17 protein-coding genes are annotated in these 16805 nt (G+C 47.9%); all 17 read right to left on the reverse strand.

Annotated features, from left to right (window positions below; all coding sequences use genetic code 11):
• Positions 1–21: 21 nt before the first annotated feature.
• Complete coding sequence (gene pncB, locus IX315_RS06130; protein ID WP_018358594.1) at positions 22–1212, reverse strand: nicotinate phosphoribosyltransferase; 1191 nt, start codon at positions 1210–1212, stop codon at positions 22–24.
• A 355-nt stretch (positions 1213–1567) separates the two neighbouring features.
• Positions 1568–2107, reverse strand: a complete 540-nt coding sequence (rfbC, locus tag IX315_RS06135) for a dTDP-4-dehydrorhamnose 3,5-epimerase (protein ID WP_018358593.1) — start codon at positions 2105–2107, stop codon at positions 1568–1570.
• A 9-nt stretch (positions 2108–2116) separates the two neighbouring features.
• Positions 2117–3763 (reverse strand): (E)-4-hydroxy-3-methylbut-2-enyl-diphosphate synthase, encoded by a 1647-nt coding sequence (ispG, locus tag IX315_RS06140; RefSeq protein WP_134849422.1) that lies wholly within the window; start codon positions 3761–3763, stop codon positions 2117–2119.
• 1 nt (position 3764) lies between these two features.
• A complete protein-coding gene (locus IX315_RS06145; RefSeq protein WP_134849421.1) occupies positions 3765–4379 on the reverse strand; it encodes a DUF4230 domain-containing protein in 615 nt (204 codons plus the stop codon).
• Positions 4376–4990 carry a DUF4230 domain-containing protein gene (locus IX315_RS06150; protein WP_211635304.1) on the reverse strand — a complete coding sequence of 205 codons (615 nt, stop codon included), beginning with the start codon at positions 4988–4990 and terminating at the stop codon, positions 4376–4378. Before IX315_RS06150 ends, IX315_RS06145 begins: the two co-directional genes overlap by 4 nt.
• Before the next feature lie 567 nt (positions 4991–5557).
• Positions 5558–5812, reverse strand: coding sequence for a hypothetical protein (locus IX315_RS06155; protein ID WP_018358588.1), 255 nt, complete (start codon positions 5810–5812; stop codon positions 5558–5560).
• Positions 5813–6022: 210 nt separating this feature from the next.
• Positions 6023–6526, reverse strand: a complete 504-nt coding sequence (locus IX315_RS06160) for an OmpH/Skp family outer membrane protein (protein WP_134849419.1) — start codon at positions 6524–6526, stop codon at positions 6023–6025.
• A 61-nt stretch (positions 6527–6587) separates the two neighbouring features.
• On the reverse strand, positions 6588–7133 hold the full coding sequence (locus IX315_RS06165; RefSeq protein ID WP_211635302.1) for an OmpH/Skp family outer membrane protein: 546 nt from the start codon (positions 7131–7133) through the stop codon (positions 6588–6590).
• 20 nt (positions 7134–7153) lie between these two features.
• A complete protein-coding gene (gene bamA / locus IX315_RS06170) occupies positions 7154–9940 on the reverse strand; it encodes an outer membrane protein assembly factor BamA (protein ID WP_211835653.1) in 2787 nt (928 codons plus the stop codon).
• A 17-nt stretch (positions 9941–9957) separates the two neighbouring features.
• Positions 9958–10698 (reverse strand): undecaprenyl pyrophosphate synthase, encoded by a 741-nt coding sequence (locus tag IX315_RS06175; protein WP_211837271.1) that lies wholly within the window; start codon positions 10696–10698, stop codon positions 9958–9960.
• Positions 10699–10703: 5 nt separating this feature from the next.
• On the reverse strand, positions 10704–12086 hold the full coding sequence (locus tag IX315_RS06180) for a DUF6242 domain-containing protein (protein ID WP_211837272.1): 1383 nt from the start codon (positions 12084–12086) through the stop codon (positions 10704–10706).
• 140 nt (positions 12087–12226) lie between these two features.
• Entirely contained in the window at positions 12227–12769 is a 543-nt protein-coding gene (gene cobC, locus IX315_RS06185; protein WP_240704003.1) for an alpha-ribazole phosphatase family protein, read from the reverse strand.
• Positions 12754–13515 (reverse strand): adenosylcobinamide-GDP ribazoletransferase, encoded by a 762-nt coding sequence (locus tag IX315_RS06190; protein ID WP_211635294.1) that lies wholly within the window; start codon positions 13513–13515, stop codon positions 12754–12756. Before IX315_RS06190 ends, cobC begins: the two co-directional genes overlap by 16 nt.
• An 8-nt stretch (positions 13516–13523) precedes the next feature.
• Positions 13524–14564 (reverse strand): nicotinate-nucleotide--dimethylbenzimidazole phosphoribosyltransferase, encoded by a 1041-nt coding sequence (cobT, locus tag IX315_RS06195; protein WP_018358580.1) that lies wholly within the window; start codon positions 14562–14564, stop codon positions 13524–13526.
• Positions 14565–14574: 10 nt separating this feature from the next.
• Complete coding sequence (cobU, locus tag IX315_RS06200) at positions 14575–15078, reverse strand: bifunctional adenosylcobinamide kinase/adenosylcobinamide-phosphate guanylyltransferase (protein WP_211635292.1); 504 nt, start codon at positions 15076–15078, stop codon at positions 14575–14577.
• Positions 15078–16568, reverse strand: coding sequence for a cysteine--tRNA ligase (cysS, locus tag IX315_RS06205; RefSeq protein ID WP_244973111.1), 1491 nt, complete (start codon positions 16566–16568; stop codon positions 15078–15080). The genes cobU and cysS overlap by 1 nt, the downstream gene beginning before the upstream one ends.
• A gap of 38 nt (positions 16569–16606) precedes the next feature.
• A partial coding sequence (locus IX315_RS06210) for a hypothetical protein (protein ID WP_211837273.1) occupies positions 16607–16805 on the reverse strand: 199 nt, incomplete at its 5' end.

Below are 16805 nucleotides of genomic sequence, written 5' to 3' on the forward strand. Positions count from 1 at the left end.
TACTTTATTGTTTTATCTAGATCATTGCTTAATCCCAAGCGTCCTCTGAGCCAAGTCAATCTCATCGGGGTCACCTATATGCTTGCCCTCTACATCGGAGAGCTTTACACAGTGGTGCCACTTCTGCCGAGGTGATATCTGACAGCCGATGAGTTTCATCACGATATTGCGTGGTACCGTCTCATTCCCCACGTCATTGGTTAGATTAGTACCAATCCCAAACGTCGTAGTGATTCGCCCCTCACAGTACTCTTTTATCTGGACTGCCTTAGGGATATTGAGGCTGTCGCTGAATACGATATACTTGAGCATAGGATTGATCTTCAGCTCTTGGTATCTTTTTATTGCTTTCTCTGCGAACTCATAAGGGTCGCCACTATCATGGCGCATCGAGGTGAAGAGCATGGCGTGCTTCTTACTGAAGTTCTGCATAAATACATCAGTCGTATAGGTATCGGTGAGCACCGTGCCGAGGTCTCCGTCGTAAACGTTGATCCAGTCTTCCATAGACATGTAGTTCGCCATCTTGTAGCCATATATAGCAGCGTGGAACTGTACCCACTCATGAGGATGCGTACCACTTACTCTAAGGTTATGTTTCATAGCATAATAGACATTGCTGGTGCCGAAGAGACTATTCCCGGCATACTCCTTAAGCAACTGTGTCACCAAGTCTTCCACCTTCGAACTAAACCTCCGTCTCATCCCGAAGATAGAGACCTGTAGTCCATGCTCTTTCATCATAAGAGCCTTCTCAATAGTCGCCTTACGGACATGCTCAAGATCTGGCTGCTCATTCATCACTTTGTAGTAAAGCTCCGAAACAATAGCCAATATTGGTGTCTCCCACAATGTAACACGATAGAGTAGCCCCTCGGCACTAATATGTAGGTGCCGCTCCTCGTCAAGAGAAATCTTTACTTCGGATGGGTTAAATTGATACCCTCTTAGATAGTCGATATAGAAAGGAGGAAGGTAGGGACACTCACGACCGAGGAAGTCCGCTTCCTCATCTGTGAGCTTGAGCTGTGTCATCAGGTTTATCTCCTCTTGGAGTAGTGTGTCGAAACCCTCGGGATAAATTGTATTGTCACGATCCACAAAGGCAAACCGCCCTCGAGCTCTAGGGAAGAGCTTTGCATACGCATAGCTGGTGCTAAACTTATATAGATCCGTGTCTAAAATACTATTAATTATGCACTTCTTTTCCATTATTATAGGTCCCGCCCCATATTATACCCCACAAATTTAGCCTTTTTACCCCAGCTTTCCAAAAGACCTCTTCCATAACTTCCTAGCTAACATTAGAAGCACAAGAAATCTAACTTAATTGTTAACAAAGTAATCGTTATCAATTTTCTTCACCTCATAGATCTGTTGGGTGGTGCGACCAAGATTATAGTCTATCATATAATCAGCTAGCTCCTCTCCATTTAATTTGGTATCATATTTATATGACTATTGTTTGTAATGATTATGTATAGGAAATGTCTTTTACTCTGATTCTGTTGTTTTAACCTCAATCAAGCGAACTGGCTCTACCATTACCAACATTATTTCGTCATTTTTATAGTAGGTGTGGTGCGTCTTGGTCTTTGTCGGAAACGATAAGTTGGCTGAGGGGTAGGTATTTTTCTATCTCGGAGAGGAGGGCGGGGTGCTGATAGTTATAGGCTCTTTCGCTTTCGGGAGCATAGGGTGCATCTACTTTGTAGAGTACTCTGGTATTGTCTTCGAGGGCTAGGAAACCATGTGCGTAGCGGTTGGGAATATAGAGGGCTTGCCCGCTCTCGGGCGTGAGCTCAACCCCCACCACCTGTCCAAAGGTGGGGGATGTTGGCTCAATATCCATAGCAAAGTCAATGATGCGTCCCGAGACACAGCGCACTAGTTTGGCTTGTGCCATTGGTGCCTGTTGCGTGTGCATCCCACGGAATACGCCTCGGTGCGAACAACTCATGTTGTCTTGTATAAAGTGTGGGTGATCGGTGAGGATACGTTGGAGTTCCTCCTCCTTAAATACTTCCATGAAGTAGCCTCGGGAGTCGTCGAAACGTCGGCTCTTTACCAATTGTAGTCCCTCAAGGGGTAGCTCAGTGATGTTCATGTCTATGGTTCAGAGTGTTTCGGGTTCCTTCCAGTCACCATGCTCTTTGATGAGGTTAATCAGTTCGGTAACCGCCTCTTCCTGTGGAATATTGCGCTTAAGACGTTCCTTCTGTTTATAGAGATCCACCTTCCCCGGGGCACTACCCACATAGCCATAGTCGGCATCTGCCATCTCTCCAGGACCATTCACGATACAACCCATTACCCCAATCTTGAGCCCTCGGAGGTGGCTTGTGGCTCCCTTAATCCGTGCTACTGTGCTCTGTAGGTCGAATAAGGTGCGCCCGCAGCTAGGGCAGGAGATGTAATCGGTGCGAGAGATACGGCGACGAGTAGCTTGTAGTAGTCCGAATGCAATGCTATTGATGGTGAGAGGGGCATCGATGTCGCTACGGAGATAAAGCCCCTGTAATTGTCCACGCATGAGGGCGCCTCCGAGCTGAAATCCCAACCATGTTGGTAGCTCCTCAAGGGCGCGCTTGCCACAATCAATGCGTAGGATATAGGGCTGCTCCATTGCCTGATCTAGTGCCGCAAGCATAAGGGTAGGGGCATAAGTGTAGGAGAGCTGTATTACTAGAAGCTCCCCTTCTTCGAGTTGCTGTCTAGGCTGCAGGAGCGCTTCGGTATCTAGAATGGTACGGAGCTTCGTTTGGTCTGTGACCTGAATATCGGGGCGGTCATCGGGGAGTAGTCGACCAAAAGCATCGTCGGCATCCATAAGGACAAGTGGTCGCTCCTCGCTTCGGAATGGTGTGCCTTGGGTGTCAAAGTCTAGTGGCTCAGAGTGAGCTAGTTCGTCTAGCGCCTGTAGCAATACTTTGGCGACAGGTATTTCCGCTTCGGGCTCTTCCGAAAGGCTTACCCTAATGGTGTCTCCTATGCCTTCGGAGAGAAGGGTGCCAATCCCTACAGCGCTCTTGATACGTCCATCCTCGCCATTACCTGCTTCGGTAACCCCTAGGTGCAGAGGGTAGTGCATGCCCTCAGTCTCCATACGCGCAGCCAGTAGTCGCACGGTGTGGGTCATGACTAGAGGGTTGGAGCTCTTGATAGAGAGAACCACATCATGGAAATGGGTACGATGGCATACATCGAGGAACTCCATACAGCTCTCTACCATCCCCTCGGGCGTATCTCCGTATCTACTCATGATACGATCGGAGAGGGAGCCGTGATTGACCCCTATGCGAATAGCGGTATGGTGCTGCTTGCAGTGCTCAAGGAAGTCTTCAAAACTCTCTTGGAGCCCTTTCACCTCTTCGGCGTATTCTGTATCGGTATACTCTATCTGCTTAAATCGGCGAGCTGGGTCGTAGAAGTTGCCTGGATTGATTCTCACTTTCTCCACATGGAGTGCGGCTTCGTAAGCAGCTTTGGGATTGAAGTGGATGTCTGCCGATAGCGGAAGCTGGCAACCAGCCTCTCGGATGCGCCTATGGGTTTCTCCTAGTGCTTTCGCCTCTCGGGTACCTTGGGCAGTGAGGCGAACCAACTGGGCACCTGCCTGATCAAGTCGTTGTATCTGTGCTACGGAAGCCTCTATGTCGTTGGTATCTACATTGGTCATCGACTGGATGACAATAGGGGCATCGCCTCCTATTTCTATCTGACCAACCCGAGCTGGGGTAGTCTGGCGTCTAGTATATCTCATTTTATTGGTCTAATGGTCTATATGAATCTATGGGTCTATCGCCCTCGGGAAGAGGGTCGGTATAATCTAGTAATATTACGGTGCCTGGTATGAGGCTCAACATCTTATGAATCATCTCAGTGGCCTGCGTCTTCGCTCTATCGAGAGAACCATCTCGCAGGAGCTGAGCACGAAGGGTTTTTATCGCCTTTGCCTTCATCTGGTTTTCGTCTTCTACTGAGAGCTGAGGCCCTTGGAGGCGGGTAAGGATATTCTCACCCCACACATCGAGCACACGGAACCCCTGTTGTTGTTCCTCGAGTATCTGTACTTGTGGTTCGGGCAAACGGAGATATAGGGTATCGCCAACGATGGCATGAGCCATTTGCTCTACATCGAAGTAGATACGGGTGCGGTAATAGCCTATGCCGAAAGCCCCGATACCTCCTTTTCGGAAAGTGACAGGAACCACCTGATCTCCTTCGAGAGCTGTAAGGCGTACGATCTCTTTGGCATCGTTGGATGCCGACAAAAGGATGGTATTTTCGGCTGGCTTTGCTGTGCACGAGCGGTAGAGTAAGGCACCTGATAAGACGAGCACAGCTGCGAGTATGAGATAGATAATGAGCTTCTTCATGACCTAAACGTAATCGTTACTTCCTTACAGCCTCGGGCGTGAAGCATGCCTGTGAAGTAGGCACGTGCTTTTCGCTCTGCCTGCTGAACTAAGTCTTTATGTTTGGGTGTGCCTGGTGCAAGAGCTTTGATGGCTAGCGCTGAGGCTTGGTTCTGCATTTGTCGGCGCTCTTCGCTGGAGATATTGGATTGTAGTCCGCTGACTCTCTCGTGGAGCTTACGGATCTCACCACTTCGCCCAATAGGCTCAATCTGAATTGCTGGTAGGGTAAGAACAATGGCATGACGGGAAGCGTCATAGCGAATATCTTCATCCCGAAGCTGAGAGAGATCAATATAGGCGATGCTGAAGTTCTCGAAAGAGTAGACGCCAATGCGATCTCCTACAGTGAGAAGGTTATCAAGATAGTTGCTCACTTCGTCTAGAGTCATGATGAGCTTGAGCTTTTGCTCTTTTGGAGAGATAATGAATATCTCTTCGGTGCGGTACTCTATGAGTTCGAGCTTCCCTACCTCGCGAAGCTCAGTGAGGGTAGGCGCACTAGTCTCCTGCACCTCGGAGCAACTAGCTAGGAGGAGGACCAAAGTGAGGTATGTGAGTATCCTTTTCATCTGAATACAAAGATAGTAATAATGGGACTACTGCACAAGAAAGCGTTTCTGCCGCTCTGTATTTGGAACGCAGACGCTTCCGTTATTATGTAGTGTCGACCTATTATATGAGTGCGTCCCTTTTCCAAAATATTTTCCATGCTTGGAAAGCTATCGTTCCAAGGCTGGAAACTTATCTTTCCAACGTTGGAAAACTATCTTTCCACGCTTGGAAATGTTGTACAAAAATAGTTGGTGGCAACCCCAATGTGGCGATTTCATATTGGCGCATACGGAGAATGTTGCACGAAGTGCCATTCTCGCCGATTTGCAAGCAAATCGGCTTAGACGTTGCACGGTGGTGAAATACAAGGCACTGAGACTGAGGCTGACGGGAGCGTACTCACGTACGTGACCGAAGTCGAATGTCGAAAGTAACGCAGTAGTTCGCCACCGTGCAACAGTCTCATACGGCTGGTGGATGCTGGGGATAGGGGTTGGAGTGCCACGAGATATTAATAAAAAGAGCACCCACTGGGAAGTAATCCCTGTAGGTACTCTTGCATTTAGGTTCTGGGTAAAGACGGGTTACGCCTTGCTCTGTTCTAGTATCTCCTGAGCCTTGTCCCAAATGGTAACGTCGTCCAGTACGACAATACCACCCTCTGGCCCAGGCTCGAGGTGCGAACCAGTAGGCTCACCTTCCTTGAAGTTATTACCACCGAAGTAATTGCGGACGGTCTCTTCCTTAAGTCCCAGCTCATCAGCTATCTGTGCAATAGCTCCGTGTGGTAAGCTATTCTTAAACGCTCTCAACTTGTTAAATGTAACTGTCTTAGTCATGATTATATCAGTTTTATTGGTGTTGAAAATATTTGTCTGTTCACTCTCGGTTACGTGTCTATTTGAATTCTGCCACTAACTTACATATTTTTTCTGATACTAGCACAGTTTTTCGGGTTAATATTTGTCTTCCTTGTATGAAATAAGTGCCGTTGGCTTTGCATTACAAAACCAACGGCACTTGTTTCTATTACTCCTTATGGTAAAATATTACATACCAAGCTTAGCTTTTACCTTTGTGGTAGCATCGATAGCTGTAGAGTTGTTCATAAAGAGTACTGTAGCTGCATCTACAATGTAAGTGTAGCCGTTCTCATTGCCTACTGCTGCGATAGCATCTTGGATCTTCTTCTGGATAGGAGTAAGGAGCTCTACCTGTTTCTTCTGGTAGTCTTGCTGTGCTACCTGCTGAAGATCTTGGATACGCTTTGCCTGATCCTGAAGCTCTTGCTCACGACGGGTGCGGATGGTCTCAAGTAGACCTTCACGCTCTGCTTCGTATGCTTCGTACTTCTTCTGGAACTCTTCCTGCATTGCTACATGTGTATCCTCATACTTCTTGAGTAGGTTGTCGAGGGTCGTCTGCATTGCCTTAGTCTCTGGCATCTGCATGATGATGGAATTGACATCAACGACTGCAATCTTTTGCTCCTGAGCCAAACTCATTAGTGGCATAGCCATTAGGGCTACGAGGGAAAGTAAAATCTTCTTCATCTAAATCTTATTATCAATTTTGTTGTTATGTATTCTTGCTAAACGTTACAAAGCTACTCTTTTATTCTGAGACCCCTAGTACCATGAGCACATCATTGCTAATGTCGGCAGCTGGGTCGGCATATATAATGGTGCCAACAGCGCTTGCACGGTCGAAGACCATGAGGTAGCCTCTACGCTGGCTGATGAGCTTGACGGCTTCGTATATCGTGTCTTGTATCGGCTTGATGAGCTTCTCCTGAAGCTTAGCTGCCTCACCAGTCCGTCCGAAGTACTTCTGCTGTAGCTTGGATGCCTGTTCCTCAACTTGTACTATGGCATTCTCCCGTTTTACGCGCTCGTCTGCCGACATCTTGTCTATGTCTTTCTGATACTTGATGTAGAGCTGCTTGGCTTTGTCATTGAGCTGAGTAATCTCTTTAGTCCACTTCTCAGTCTCCTTCTGAATCTGGCCTGTTGCCGACTTGTATTGCGGTATCTTCTCCATGAGGTACTGCATATCGATAAGTGCGTAGGAAGACTGTGACTGCTGCTGTGCAGATACTCCTACAAAAGCCACTACCGTAAGGGCGACTGTGGCAAATAGTCTTGCGATTGTCTTCTTCATATTCTTATTCTCTTTAGTTATTAGAACTGCTGACCGAGGATAAAGTGGATATTGCTGCCGCCACGTGTGTTGCTGCCATCTGGGATGTCGAAACCGTAGCCCCAGTCAATACCCATAAGTCCTACCATCGGTAGCATAAATCTGACGCCTAGACCGGCTGAGCGTTTAAGCTGGAAGGGGTTCATGTCTTGGATACGCTCCCAAGCATTTCCTGCTTCGGCAAAGGCGTGGATCCAAATCATGGTGCTATTCTCGGAAATCACTGGGTAGCGAAGCTCCATGAAGAACTTGCTGTAAGCGTAAGCGCCACGACCACTAGCACCCGAGATACTACCATTCTTGTAGCCGCGGAGTCCTACCATTTCGTTGAGATAACCGCCGTAGTAGCCGCTCATACCGTCACCACCCATATAATAAGTGCCGAATGGGGAGCGCTTGAACTGATTGTAGTTGCCAATCACTCCACTCTCTGCGCTAAACATGAGTACAGGGGTGCGCTTGTTGGTCGTAGGGTCGAGGAGCGGGATAAATATCTGTCCCTTACCCTTAATCTTGTAGTACTCAATGAACCTATTACGGATGGCCTGACTGATATTGGGGTTAGAGTAGTCTATACCATCAAATAGAGAATAGGGGAGAGTAGAACTTAGGCTCAGCGAGAAGTCCGATCCCATACGGGTATAGATAGGATTATCGATAGAGCTTCTGGATAGGGTGAGGCTGAGGTTGATATCATTGGCGGTACCATTCTCCATGCCGAAGTTGTAGTAGTAGGAGCTCCAGTTCTTCATCCTATACATCGTGTAGTTGATGGCTGCCTGGAATTGGAAACGGTCGTCTGGCCAAGTGAGTCGCTTACCATACGCTACGCTGAGACCAAGCATATCCAAGGTCTTATCGGGGTCGTAGGCACTCTCGTAGAGTGCTTGGTACTGCTCCTGCATCATACCATAGTTATAGCCATAACCACCATAGCCACCGTAACCGCCATATCCACCATAGCCGCCGTATGGGCTATAGCCATAACCATAGCCGCCGTAACCTCCGTATGGATTGTAGCCATAGGGACTATAACCGTATGGGTTCATAGTCTGGAGCGTAGACATTTGGTTATTGAAGTAGCGACGATTGATATCGGTCTGCCTACTGTAGTATGCCGAGATATTCAGCATATTAGGACGCTTACGACCAAACCAAGGATCCATGAACTGGACACTATAGCTCTGGTAGTAGCGGGCATTAGTCTGAGCGCGAAGTGAGAGGGTTTGTCCATCGCCTCGTGGCAGGAATCCCTTGTATGAAGATGGATTGAAGAGGTTGCGCATAGAGAAGTTGGTGAACTTCAATCCTGCCATTAGGATGAGACCAGATTGGCTCCAACCTACAGATAGTTCTACTTGGTCGTTGCTCTTTGGTACAAGGTTCCAAGCGATGTCTACAGTACCATTGTCTTCGTTAGGGATAATCTCAGGTGCAATCTTCTCCTGATCGAAGTGCCCCATGTTATTGATCTGCTCCATCGTACGCATGATGTACTGGCGATTGAAGAGCATACCTGGCTTAGTATATATCTCGCGCCTAATGACCTCTTCGTATACGTGCTCATTACCAGAGATTACGACTTTGTTGATGGTGGCAGGCTTACCCTCGTGGATGCGGATATCGAGTGATACTGAATCTCCCTTTACCTCGGTTTCGATTGGCATCATATTGATGAAGAGATAGCCATTATTGGAGTAGATGTTGCTAATAGCATCTTCGTCCTTCACCATACGGTCATTGAGCTTCTTCTGATCATAGACATCTCCCTTCTTGAGTGCGAGAAGGCGCTCTAGGTCAGCCGTAGAGTACTTCGTATTACCTACGAAGTTGATATCCTTGATGTAGTATTTTTGTCCCTCGTTGATATGGATGTCGATAGCAATCCTTTTGTCATTGTATCGGTAAATCGTATCTTTCAGAATCTCTGCATCACGATAGCCGTACTCATGGTAAAGGTCAATGATATTCTTTAGATCGGCTTTGTAGTCTGCCTCCAAGAACTTCTTTTGACTAAAGATCTCCAATATACTTGGGATGAAGCGCTTTAATAGACTAAACTTCTCATTGGTCTTCTTCATCGCCTTACGGAGTTGATTGTCCGTTAGTTGCTCATTGCCGTAGAAGTTAATCTGCTCTACACGAGTCTTGGTATTCTTCTGGATGTTGAAGGCAAGGTCTACATACCCTTCTCTATTAGGGTCGGGGGTGAGTGTACTCTCTACAGAGGCTTCGCTGAAACCCTTCTCGTCGAAGTAGCGCTTTATCTCTATCTTGGAGCGGTCAATGATATTTGGCGTAACCTGTGTGCCTTGCTGAAGTGCTAGTAGCTTACCTTTCTTCAGGTCGTCTACTTCGCCCTTCTTGATACCATATAGGTTAAGTGTAGCGAGCCTAGGGTGCTCAGCAATATTAATCCTAAGCCACACAGAGTCTCCTTCTATCTTGGTTGCATTGATACCTACCTCGCTGAATAGACTATTCTTGAGGTAGTTCTTAACCGCCCTAGTAATCTCTTCCCCTGGTATAGTTATCCTTTGTCCCACCTTGAGACCGGAGATATTGATTACTACCTGCTCTTCATAGCTCTTATTCCCTATGAGTTCGATTCCCGCAATTACCTTTTCTGTAGGACGAGAGTAGGAGACCACAGGAGTTTGGTCTACTTGTGCATGAAGACTAGGGAGCATACAGCTACCTATCACGAGTGCCATAGCCAGTCGGTATATTTGCTTCACCATCTTACGTCTCTGCATTATATTGCCCATTATCATCAGATCTCAATTTATTTATCTTCGCTCACCTGTTCTCCGGTCATGCCAAATCGTCTTTCCCTCCCTTGGTAGTCCACAATCGCCTCGTAGAGCTCTTCTGCATTAAATTCCGGCCAAAAGACTGGCGTAAAGTACAATTCGGTATACGCCAATTGCCATAGTAGGAAATTGCTAACCCTAAATTCCCCACCTGTACGAATCAGTAGGTCGGGGTCTGGTAGCTCTGGGAGGTAAAGCTCCTTCACGAAGTCCTCCTCGGTGATTTCCTTTGTGTCTTTTGCTGCTAGGCGACGAGCTGCTCTTACAATCTCAGAACGCCCTGAGTAGTTTATAGCCAACACCACACGGCATCCGGTATTGTCCTTTGTCTCTTCTATAGCCTTGTAAAGTGCCTCTCTAGGCGACTCGGGGATATCCTCGATATTCCCGAGAACCTCTAGGCGTACGCGGTTCTCGTTGAGTTCATCTAGCTCGTTGTGTACAGCGCTTACCAAGAGTTCCATTAGAGCCTCTACCTCTTCCTTAGGTCTATTCCAATTCTCTTCGGAGAAGGTATACAAGGTGAGTACTTTTACCCCTACCTTATTGGCAGCCTTTAGTACAGTACGTACGGATTCTACACCGTGTTTGTGCCCGTAAGTGCGCTCATGTCCAGCCTGTTTAGCCCAACGCCCATTGCCATCCATGATGATCGCAATGTGCTCAGGTATTCTTGTGCGGTCTATCTTCGCTTGGTAGCTTTGGTCTATCATCGTGTTTACTCCCAATTATTGATAATACCACCAGTTGTATCGAGTAGACCGTGCCAAATCTCTTGGCTAGGTTTGCCATTGATAATACCGCCAAAGATGTACACTTGTAGCTGATTACCACTTCCTGTCGCATATCCCGATGCATGGTGACGAGCCAAGAAAGCTCCGTTTGGAAGCTCTTGCTCTGGTAGCGCATTCCATGTGATGCCACGGTCTACACTCCTCTTGATTGAGTTGGAGTCCCCAGTCTTAGGGTAAGCACCACCGATCACAAATATTTCAGAGTCGTTCCCCGTCCTAAGGTATAGACCACCACTCATCGGCAGAGGTTGGTCGGCAGTTTGGTAAGGTGTCACACCCCACTTGTCGCTACCCGATAAGAAGAAGCTCTTGGGTGCAGCGTCTCCCTTGGCGGTCTTACCACCAAATAGCGTCGTAGAGGTCGCCCCAGAATAGTTGTATGTGTAGACGAATGCCTCAGTTACCGGGAATCCGCTTGGCACATTGCCCTTCTTCTCTATGCCACTTGCAGTGACCTCATAGCTAGCATAGGTATCTGCCTCACGACCGATAGCCGTAAATACAAGCTGGTTGTCTAGCTTATTGGTCTCGCCAACCAATTGAGTAAGGACAACACTTCCTACTGGGTGCTTTGTCCAACTCTTTAGATCGCGACTCTTGTATAGCGCTCCCGCTTTGTCGAGTACCCATACCAGCCCCTTGCTGTCTACAATGAGCGTTGTCGGGAGAAGCATTACGGGAAGAGCTTCATCTGCAACCTCGGTAAAGGTCGTATTAGTATAGCTGTACAGCTTGCCCCCGCCATCGCTTGTGCGTGCGAGCCAATATTGGGTGTCTCCCAAAGTAAATGTCTTCGCTTCTTCGGCGGCAATAGGCAGCTGAGTGCTCTCCTTGACCCAAGTAAACTTATCTGGGTTATAACCATAGGTCATAATCCTCATGTTGTAGGTGAGGGTAGGTTTTCCCTTAATCTCGATAGAGATACGGAACTTACCTCCTGTGGCATCTATACGATTGAGCTTCTTACGAGGATTATAGACAGCTACCTTCTTGGTCTCTTCGTTCAATATCCTAACCACCGCTTCCGATGTCACCTTCATATCGAGATCAAGTGAATCGTAGTGGCTTTGATAGGGAAGCGGCACCTTGTTCCAGATACGCATCACCCTATTATCAATATGGAAATCGAGATTCGGAAGAGCCTTCGCTCCCTCCTCCTTAGGCTTAGGGAAGCTAGCGGCGATGTGACCAGGAAAGGTAAAACTAGGATTTACTGGCGGCTCATAGCGTGCAGTATGCTTCCTACAACCAGAAAGAACCAGAAGCGTAAGCACCGCGCAGCCCATTATCCATCTATATCTCTTCATATCTCAATATAAATCCATTAGCCCAAAGGGATATACACCCCCTTCTACTACATTATACAATCACGCAAAGTTACTCTTTTTTCTGAAGTATACCGCCCTTTACTAGGTGCAATCTGCTCTTTTATGAGGTTTTAAGTTCTCTACAGCTGGTACTTAACGATACTTCCGTATCCCTGAATATACTTGGGTGCATCAATCATCTCATATAGCCCTAAGTAGGCGCCGATAGCCATTTGTACTCCTCCGTGTGCAAAGGCAAGGAACCGCTTATGCTCTGAGCTTCTCAGCTCCTCCACGAAGCCTCCTAGTCTCTCCACCAGTTGCGCAAAGCTCTCCCCATTAGTTGGTACCACGTGGATATAGTCCTCGTACCAAAGCTGCATCTGAGGGTCGGTAATCTCATCATATCTCTGCATCTCCCAGTCTCCGAAGTGCTGCTCTCTCAGTCTCGCATCTATCGGCGCACCTTCGTACCCTACAGCCTTAGCTAGACGTATTGCCCTAGATAAGGGACTCGTAAGAATCACATCGGGGATATATCCCTTTAGGTTTTGTGCTACCACAGCAGCCTCCTCGGGGAAACTCTCCTTGAGTCCTACATCGGTGCCGCCATAACAGACACCCTCGGGGACATCTACAGCGGTGTGACGGACTACCCAAAGCTCTTTCATGCCATTACCCATATCGCTAAAAAACTAATCACTTCGCAGATGAGAAAGGTAGCGCCACAGCAGTCGCCAGTGTAGCCACCAATCTTCCGCTTTATCATCCATACTAATACAAAGAAAGTCACTGCCGAAAAGAGGAGCACCCACCACCCCATGGGGTGCCATAGAGCTATGGGGAGAAGACCGAATATTGCGGCTATGAAGAAGAGACCTATATGAGGGTGGCGCTCATAGACTACACCCATCTTGGCCTGTGCTTCTGTGCGGGCATAGGTGAGCAAGCGTGGTAAGTTAGAGCCCACAAACTTGCTCACTGGGTCGGCTATCAGTACCGTCATGGCAGCTGTTTTTAGTGGCATATATCCCAGCAAGCCTACCCATAGGATAGCATAGCAGACGAAGCCAATCACCGCAAACGCCCCAGTGTGGCTATCCTTCATAATCTCGAGCGTACGCTCCTTGGTGTGACCTCCACCGAAACCGTCGAAGAGATCCATTAGTCCATCCTCATGCATCCCACCCGTGAGTAGGATACGGAAAGCAAAGGCAAAAGCGACTGCGATAACGACAGGGGTGAATTGTCCCATCCCTAACAGCACTCCCGCAGTAAGTGGTCCAGTAAGCCAGCCCACAATAGGCCAGTAGTAGACTACTCTCTCGTAATGCTCCTTGGGCACTTGCTTCACCTCCCAGATAGGCAGGCGAGTAAGTGCCGTAAATGTTGCAATGATGTCGTAATAGAATCTCTTAGCGCTACTCATCCTTACTATCAGAAGTACTTCTCGATACAGTTTTCCCCACTAAAAAGCGACATCTCGGTCATCATCAGTACTGCCGACTTGATGATAGGGTAGGCGGTAACCGCACCTGTACCCTCACCGAGCTTCATGCCAAGGTCTAGTAGAGGTCGTACTCCAAGGTAGTTAAGTAGCTTGGCATGCCCTTTCTCATCTCCTTTATGACCAAAGATAGCATACTCTAGTACTGTGGGATTAAGCTGTGCAGCCATCAGCATGCAGGAGGTCATGATAAACCCATCCACGACAATCGTCATGCGTAGTTCAGCTGCCCTGAGCATCGCACCTACCGTCATTACCATTTCAAAGCCCCCAAAGTAGCGCATTACCTCTTCGGCATTCATCTCCTTCGGTGCATTGGCAACCGCTTGGGTCAGTATATTGTACTTGTGCTCCATCTCAGTGCCATAGAGTCCACTTCCCGCTCCTACACAGTCACTAAGTGGGATATTAGTTATCTTGTGCATCCATATTGCCGAAGGGCTTGTATTCCCAATCCCCATCTCTCCAAACGAGATGATATTACAGCCCTTGTTGTTGGCAATCTCACTTTGTCTTGCCCCATGCTCTATACAGAGCTGGCACTCCGCCTCGGTCATTGCTGCCTCGTAGAGAAAGTTGGAAGTCCCCTTCCTTATCTTCCTATCTACGATTCCTAAGTCGGCTGGAATATCATAGTCTACGCCCGAGTCTACGATTACCAGCTCTATATCGTGCTGACGAGTGAGGTAGTCGATAGAGGTACCACGTCTCTTGAAATTGAGCGTCTGTTGCCAGGTGACTTCTCGTGGCGACTTGCTCACATGCTCCCGCTCGATACCATGGTCTGCCGAGAATAATATATGGTGTGGCTTATGTAGCGTAGGGTGTAGCTTCCCTTGTATCAGGGCTACCTGTAGCGCTATCTCCTCCAGTCTTCCCAGTGACCCTTTGGGTTTGGCGATATCGTCAATGTAACGTAGTACTTCCTCCCTCAGCTCCTGATCTAATGGTTGAATCTTGAATTTACGCATAGTATATTGGTTATTTTACTTTAAGTGGTATGCCGCTTACCATGAATATTACTTCATCGGCTTGTTGCGCAATATGTTGATTGACCCATCCTTGCAAGTCGGTATATTTTCGCATCATCGCATTGTCCGAGACGCCCCCCATACCCACTTCATTGGTAACCACTATATAAGTGGCAGGGTGGTTTACAAGACGGGCAAACTCCTCTTTCAGGAAGTCTAAAGCCTTGTCTATATCTTCACGCATCATAAAGAATACGTTGGTCGTCCACAGCGTGAGACAGTCTAGCAATACCACCTCTCCAGTGCAGTCTATCTGTCCAAGATGTATAGGTTCCTCGATGGTGCGCCAATTGTTGCCTCTGCGTTCCTGATGCCTGCGGATACGATCTTTCATCTCTCCGTCTCGTGCCTCTGCCGTGGCAAGGTAGGTAGGATGGTCGGAGAGCGCTAGTGCCCTTCGCTCAGCTTCTGTGCTTTTGCCCGAGCGCGCTCCTCCAGTAATCAGTATTATCATCAGAGCTTCCAGCTACTGCCTTCCTTGCCGTCCATAATCTCGAAGCCTATCTTTTTCAGATCGTCACGTATCTTGTCGGAGGTTGCCCAGTCCTTTGCTGCTTTAGCCCCTTGCCTAATCTCGAGTAGCAAGTCCATTGCCTTGCCAAAGGCTTCTAGGTGCGCCGAACTCTCTCCCGCTCCCATCTGCTTCATGCCGAGGATGTCGAAGAAGAAAGTGTTGAATAGCTCCTTAAGTGTAGATACCTGTTCGGCAGTCAGTCCATTCTCGCCGTTCTTAGCTTGGTTGATGCGTCGAGTTGCGTCAAATAGTTCGGCTATCACCTTAGGGCTATTGAGGTCGTCATTGAGCGCTGCATAGCAATTGCCTGCATAGTCGGGCAGTGCTTCAGTCTCTATCTCAATAGTCTTAATGCTACCAAGCGCAGCATAGGCATCCATCATACGCTCCATTCCTTTGCTGGATGCTTGCAGCGCTTCATTGCTAAAGTCTACGGTAGACCTATAGTGTGCCTGAAGTATGAAGAAGCGGATCACCATAGGGCTATATGCCTGATCAAGTAGCTGGTGGTCTCCAGAAAAGAATTGTTCGAGGGTAATGAAGTTGCCCAGACTCTTGCCCATCTTTTGCCCTTTGATGGTAATCATATTATTGTGCATCCAGATAGGGACAATCTCTTTGCCCTCTGCTGCTACAGCCTGAGCTATCTCGCACTCGTGGTGAGGGAAGATGAGATCCATCCCACCTCCATGAATATCGAACCCATCACCTAGATACTTGCGCCCCATAGCAGTACACTCGGCATGCCAACCTGGGAATCCATCGCTCCATGGTGAAGGCCAACGCATAATGTGCTCAGGGCTCGCTTTCTTCCAGAGAGCGAAGTCCACAGAGTTCCTCTTCTCGTCTTGACCGTCCAGTTCGCGCGTGTTAGCAATCATATCCTCTACGTTGCGCCCTGAGAGAACACCGTATTTATGATCTTTATTGTACTTCTCTACATCGAAGTAGACTGACCCTTCCGACTCATAGGCATACCCTGCGTCCAGAATCTGCTGTACTAGCAATATCTGCTCTATGATATGCCCACTTGCCATGGGTTCTATAGATGGCGGAAGCACGTTGAGTGCGTCCATATCCTTATGATAGCGTGTGAGGTAGTGCTGGACTACTTCCATAGGCTCCAATTGTTCCAAACGCGCTTTCTTAGCAATCTTATCCTCCCCCTCATCGGCATCGTGCTCTAAGTGACCAACATCAGTGATATTACGGACATAGCGAACCTTGTACCCAAGGTGTGTGAGGTAACGAAAAAGAAGGTCGAAGGTAATGGCAGGACGAGCATGCCCCAAGTGAGCATCGCTGTAGACTGTAGGCCCACAGACATACATACCTACATGGGGTGACTGCTTAGGCTGTAGTATCTCCGTGCGACGGGTTCGGGTATTGTAGACCGTGAGCTGCTCTCTGATCTCCTCTTTACTCTTCATAAATATCTATATATATAATGTGTACTCCTAAAAAGACTTCACAAACTTAACCATATTTTGTGAGATAGGCGTATAGAGGATATAATAATAGTCCCATTCTCTACACTGTGGTTGTTATTAGATAGGTAAGCGAGCGTATGGCTCTGGAGCACCTCTGCACCGAGTATGGCATGTGACACCCCCATGTAATCGTATAGCCCCAAATTGCGATCAGGCGAGCGCCCGCAGCGACTTGCC

Origin of the sequence: Porphyromonas levii, from assembly GCF_018206105.1 — a bacterium.
GTDB lineage: Bacteria > Bacteroidota > Bacteroidia > Bacteroidales > Porphyromonadaceae > Porphyromonas_A > Porphyromonas_A levii.

Coding starts and splice junctions, on each gene's coding strand:
- IX315_RS06145 (WP_134849421.1), bottom strand. CDS start 4,379: ATGAAGAAGCTCATTATCTATCTCATACTCGCAGCTGTGCTCGTCTTA.
- IX315_RS06175 (WP_211837271.1), bottom strand. CDS start 10,698: ATGATAGACCAAAGCTACCAAGCGAAGATAGACCGCACAAGAATACCT.
- cobT (WP_018358580.1), bottom strand. CDS start 14,564: ATGCGTAAATTCAAGATTCAACCATTAGATCAGGAGCTGAGGGAGGAA.
- cobU (WP_211635292.1), bottom strand. CDS start 15,078: ATGATAATACTGATTACTGGAGGAGCGCGCTCGGGCAAAAGCACAGAA.
- IX315_RS06190 (WP_211635294.1), bottom strand. CDS start 13,515: ATGAGTAGCGCTAAGAGATTCTATTACGACATCATTGCAACATTTACG.
- ispG (WP_134849422.1), bottom strand. CDS start 3,763: ATGAGATATACTAGACGCCAGACTACCCCAGCTCGGGTTGGTCAGATA.
- IX315_RS06180 (WP_211837272.1), bottom strand. CDS start 12,086: ATGAAGAGATATAGATGGATAATGGGCTGCGCGGTGCTTACGCTTCTG.
- cysS (WP_244973111.1), bottom strand. CDS start 16,568: ATGAAGAGTAAAGAGGAGATCAGAGAGCAGCTCACGGTCTACAATACC.
- pncB (WP_018358594.1), bottom strand. CDS start 1,212: ATGGAAAAGAAGTGCATAATTAATAGTATTTTAGACACGGATCTATAT.
- rfbC (WP_018358593.1), bottom strand. CDS start 2,107: ATGAACATCACTGAGCTACCCCTTGAGGGACTACAATTGGTAAAGAGC.
- bamA (WP_211835653.1), bottom strand. CDS start 9,940: ATGGGCAATATAATGCAGAGACGTAAGATGGTGAAGCAAATATACCGA.
- IX315_RS06150 (WP_211635304.1), bottom strand. CDS start 4,990: ATGAAAAGGATACTCACATACCTCACTTTGGTCCTCCTCCTAGCTAGT.
- IX315_RS06160 (WP_134849419.1), bottom strand. CDS start 6,526: ATGAAGAAGATTTTACTTTCCCTCGTAGCCCTAATGGCTATGCCACTA.
- IX315_RS06165 (WP_211635302.1), bottom strand. CDS start 7,133: ATGAAGAAGACAATCGCAAGACTATTTGCCACAGTCGCCCTTACGGTA.
- IX315_RS06155 (WP_018358588.1), bottom strand. CDS start 5,812: ATGACTAAGACAGTTACATTTAACAAGTTGAGAGCGTTTAAGAATAGC.
- cobC (WP_240704003.1), bottom strand. CDS start 12,769: ATGGGTAATGGCATGAAAGAGCTTTGGGTAGTCCGTCACACCGCTGTA.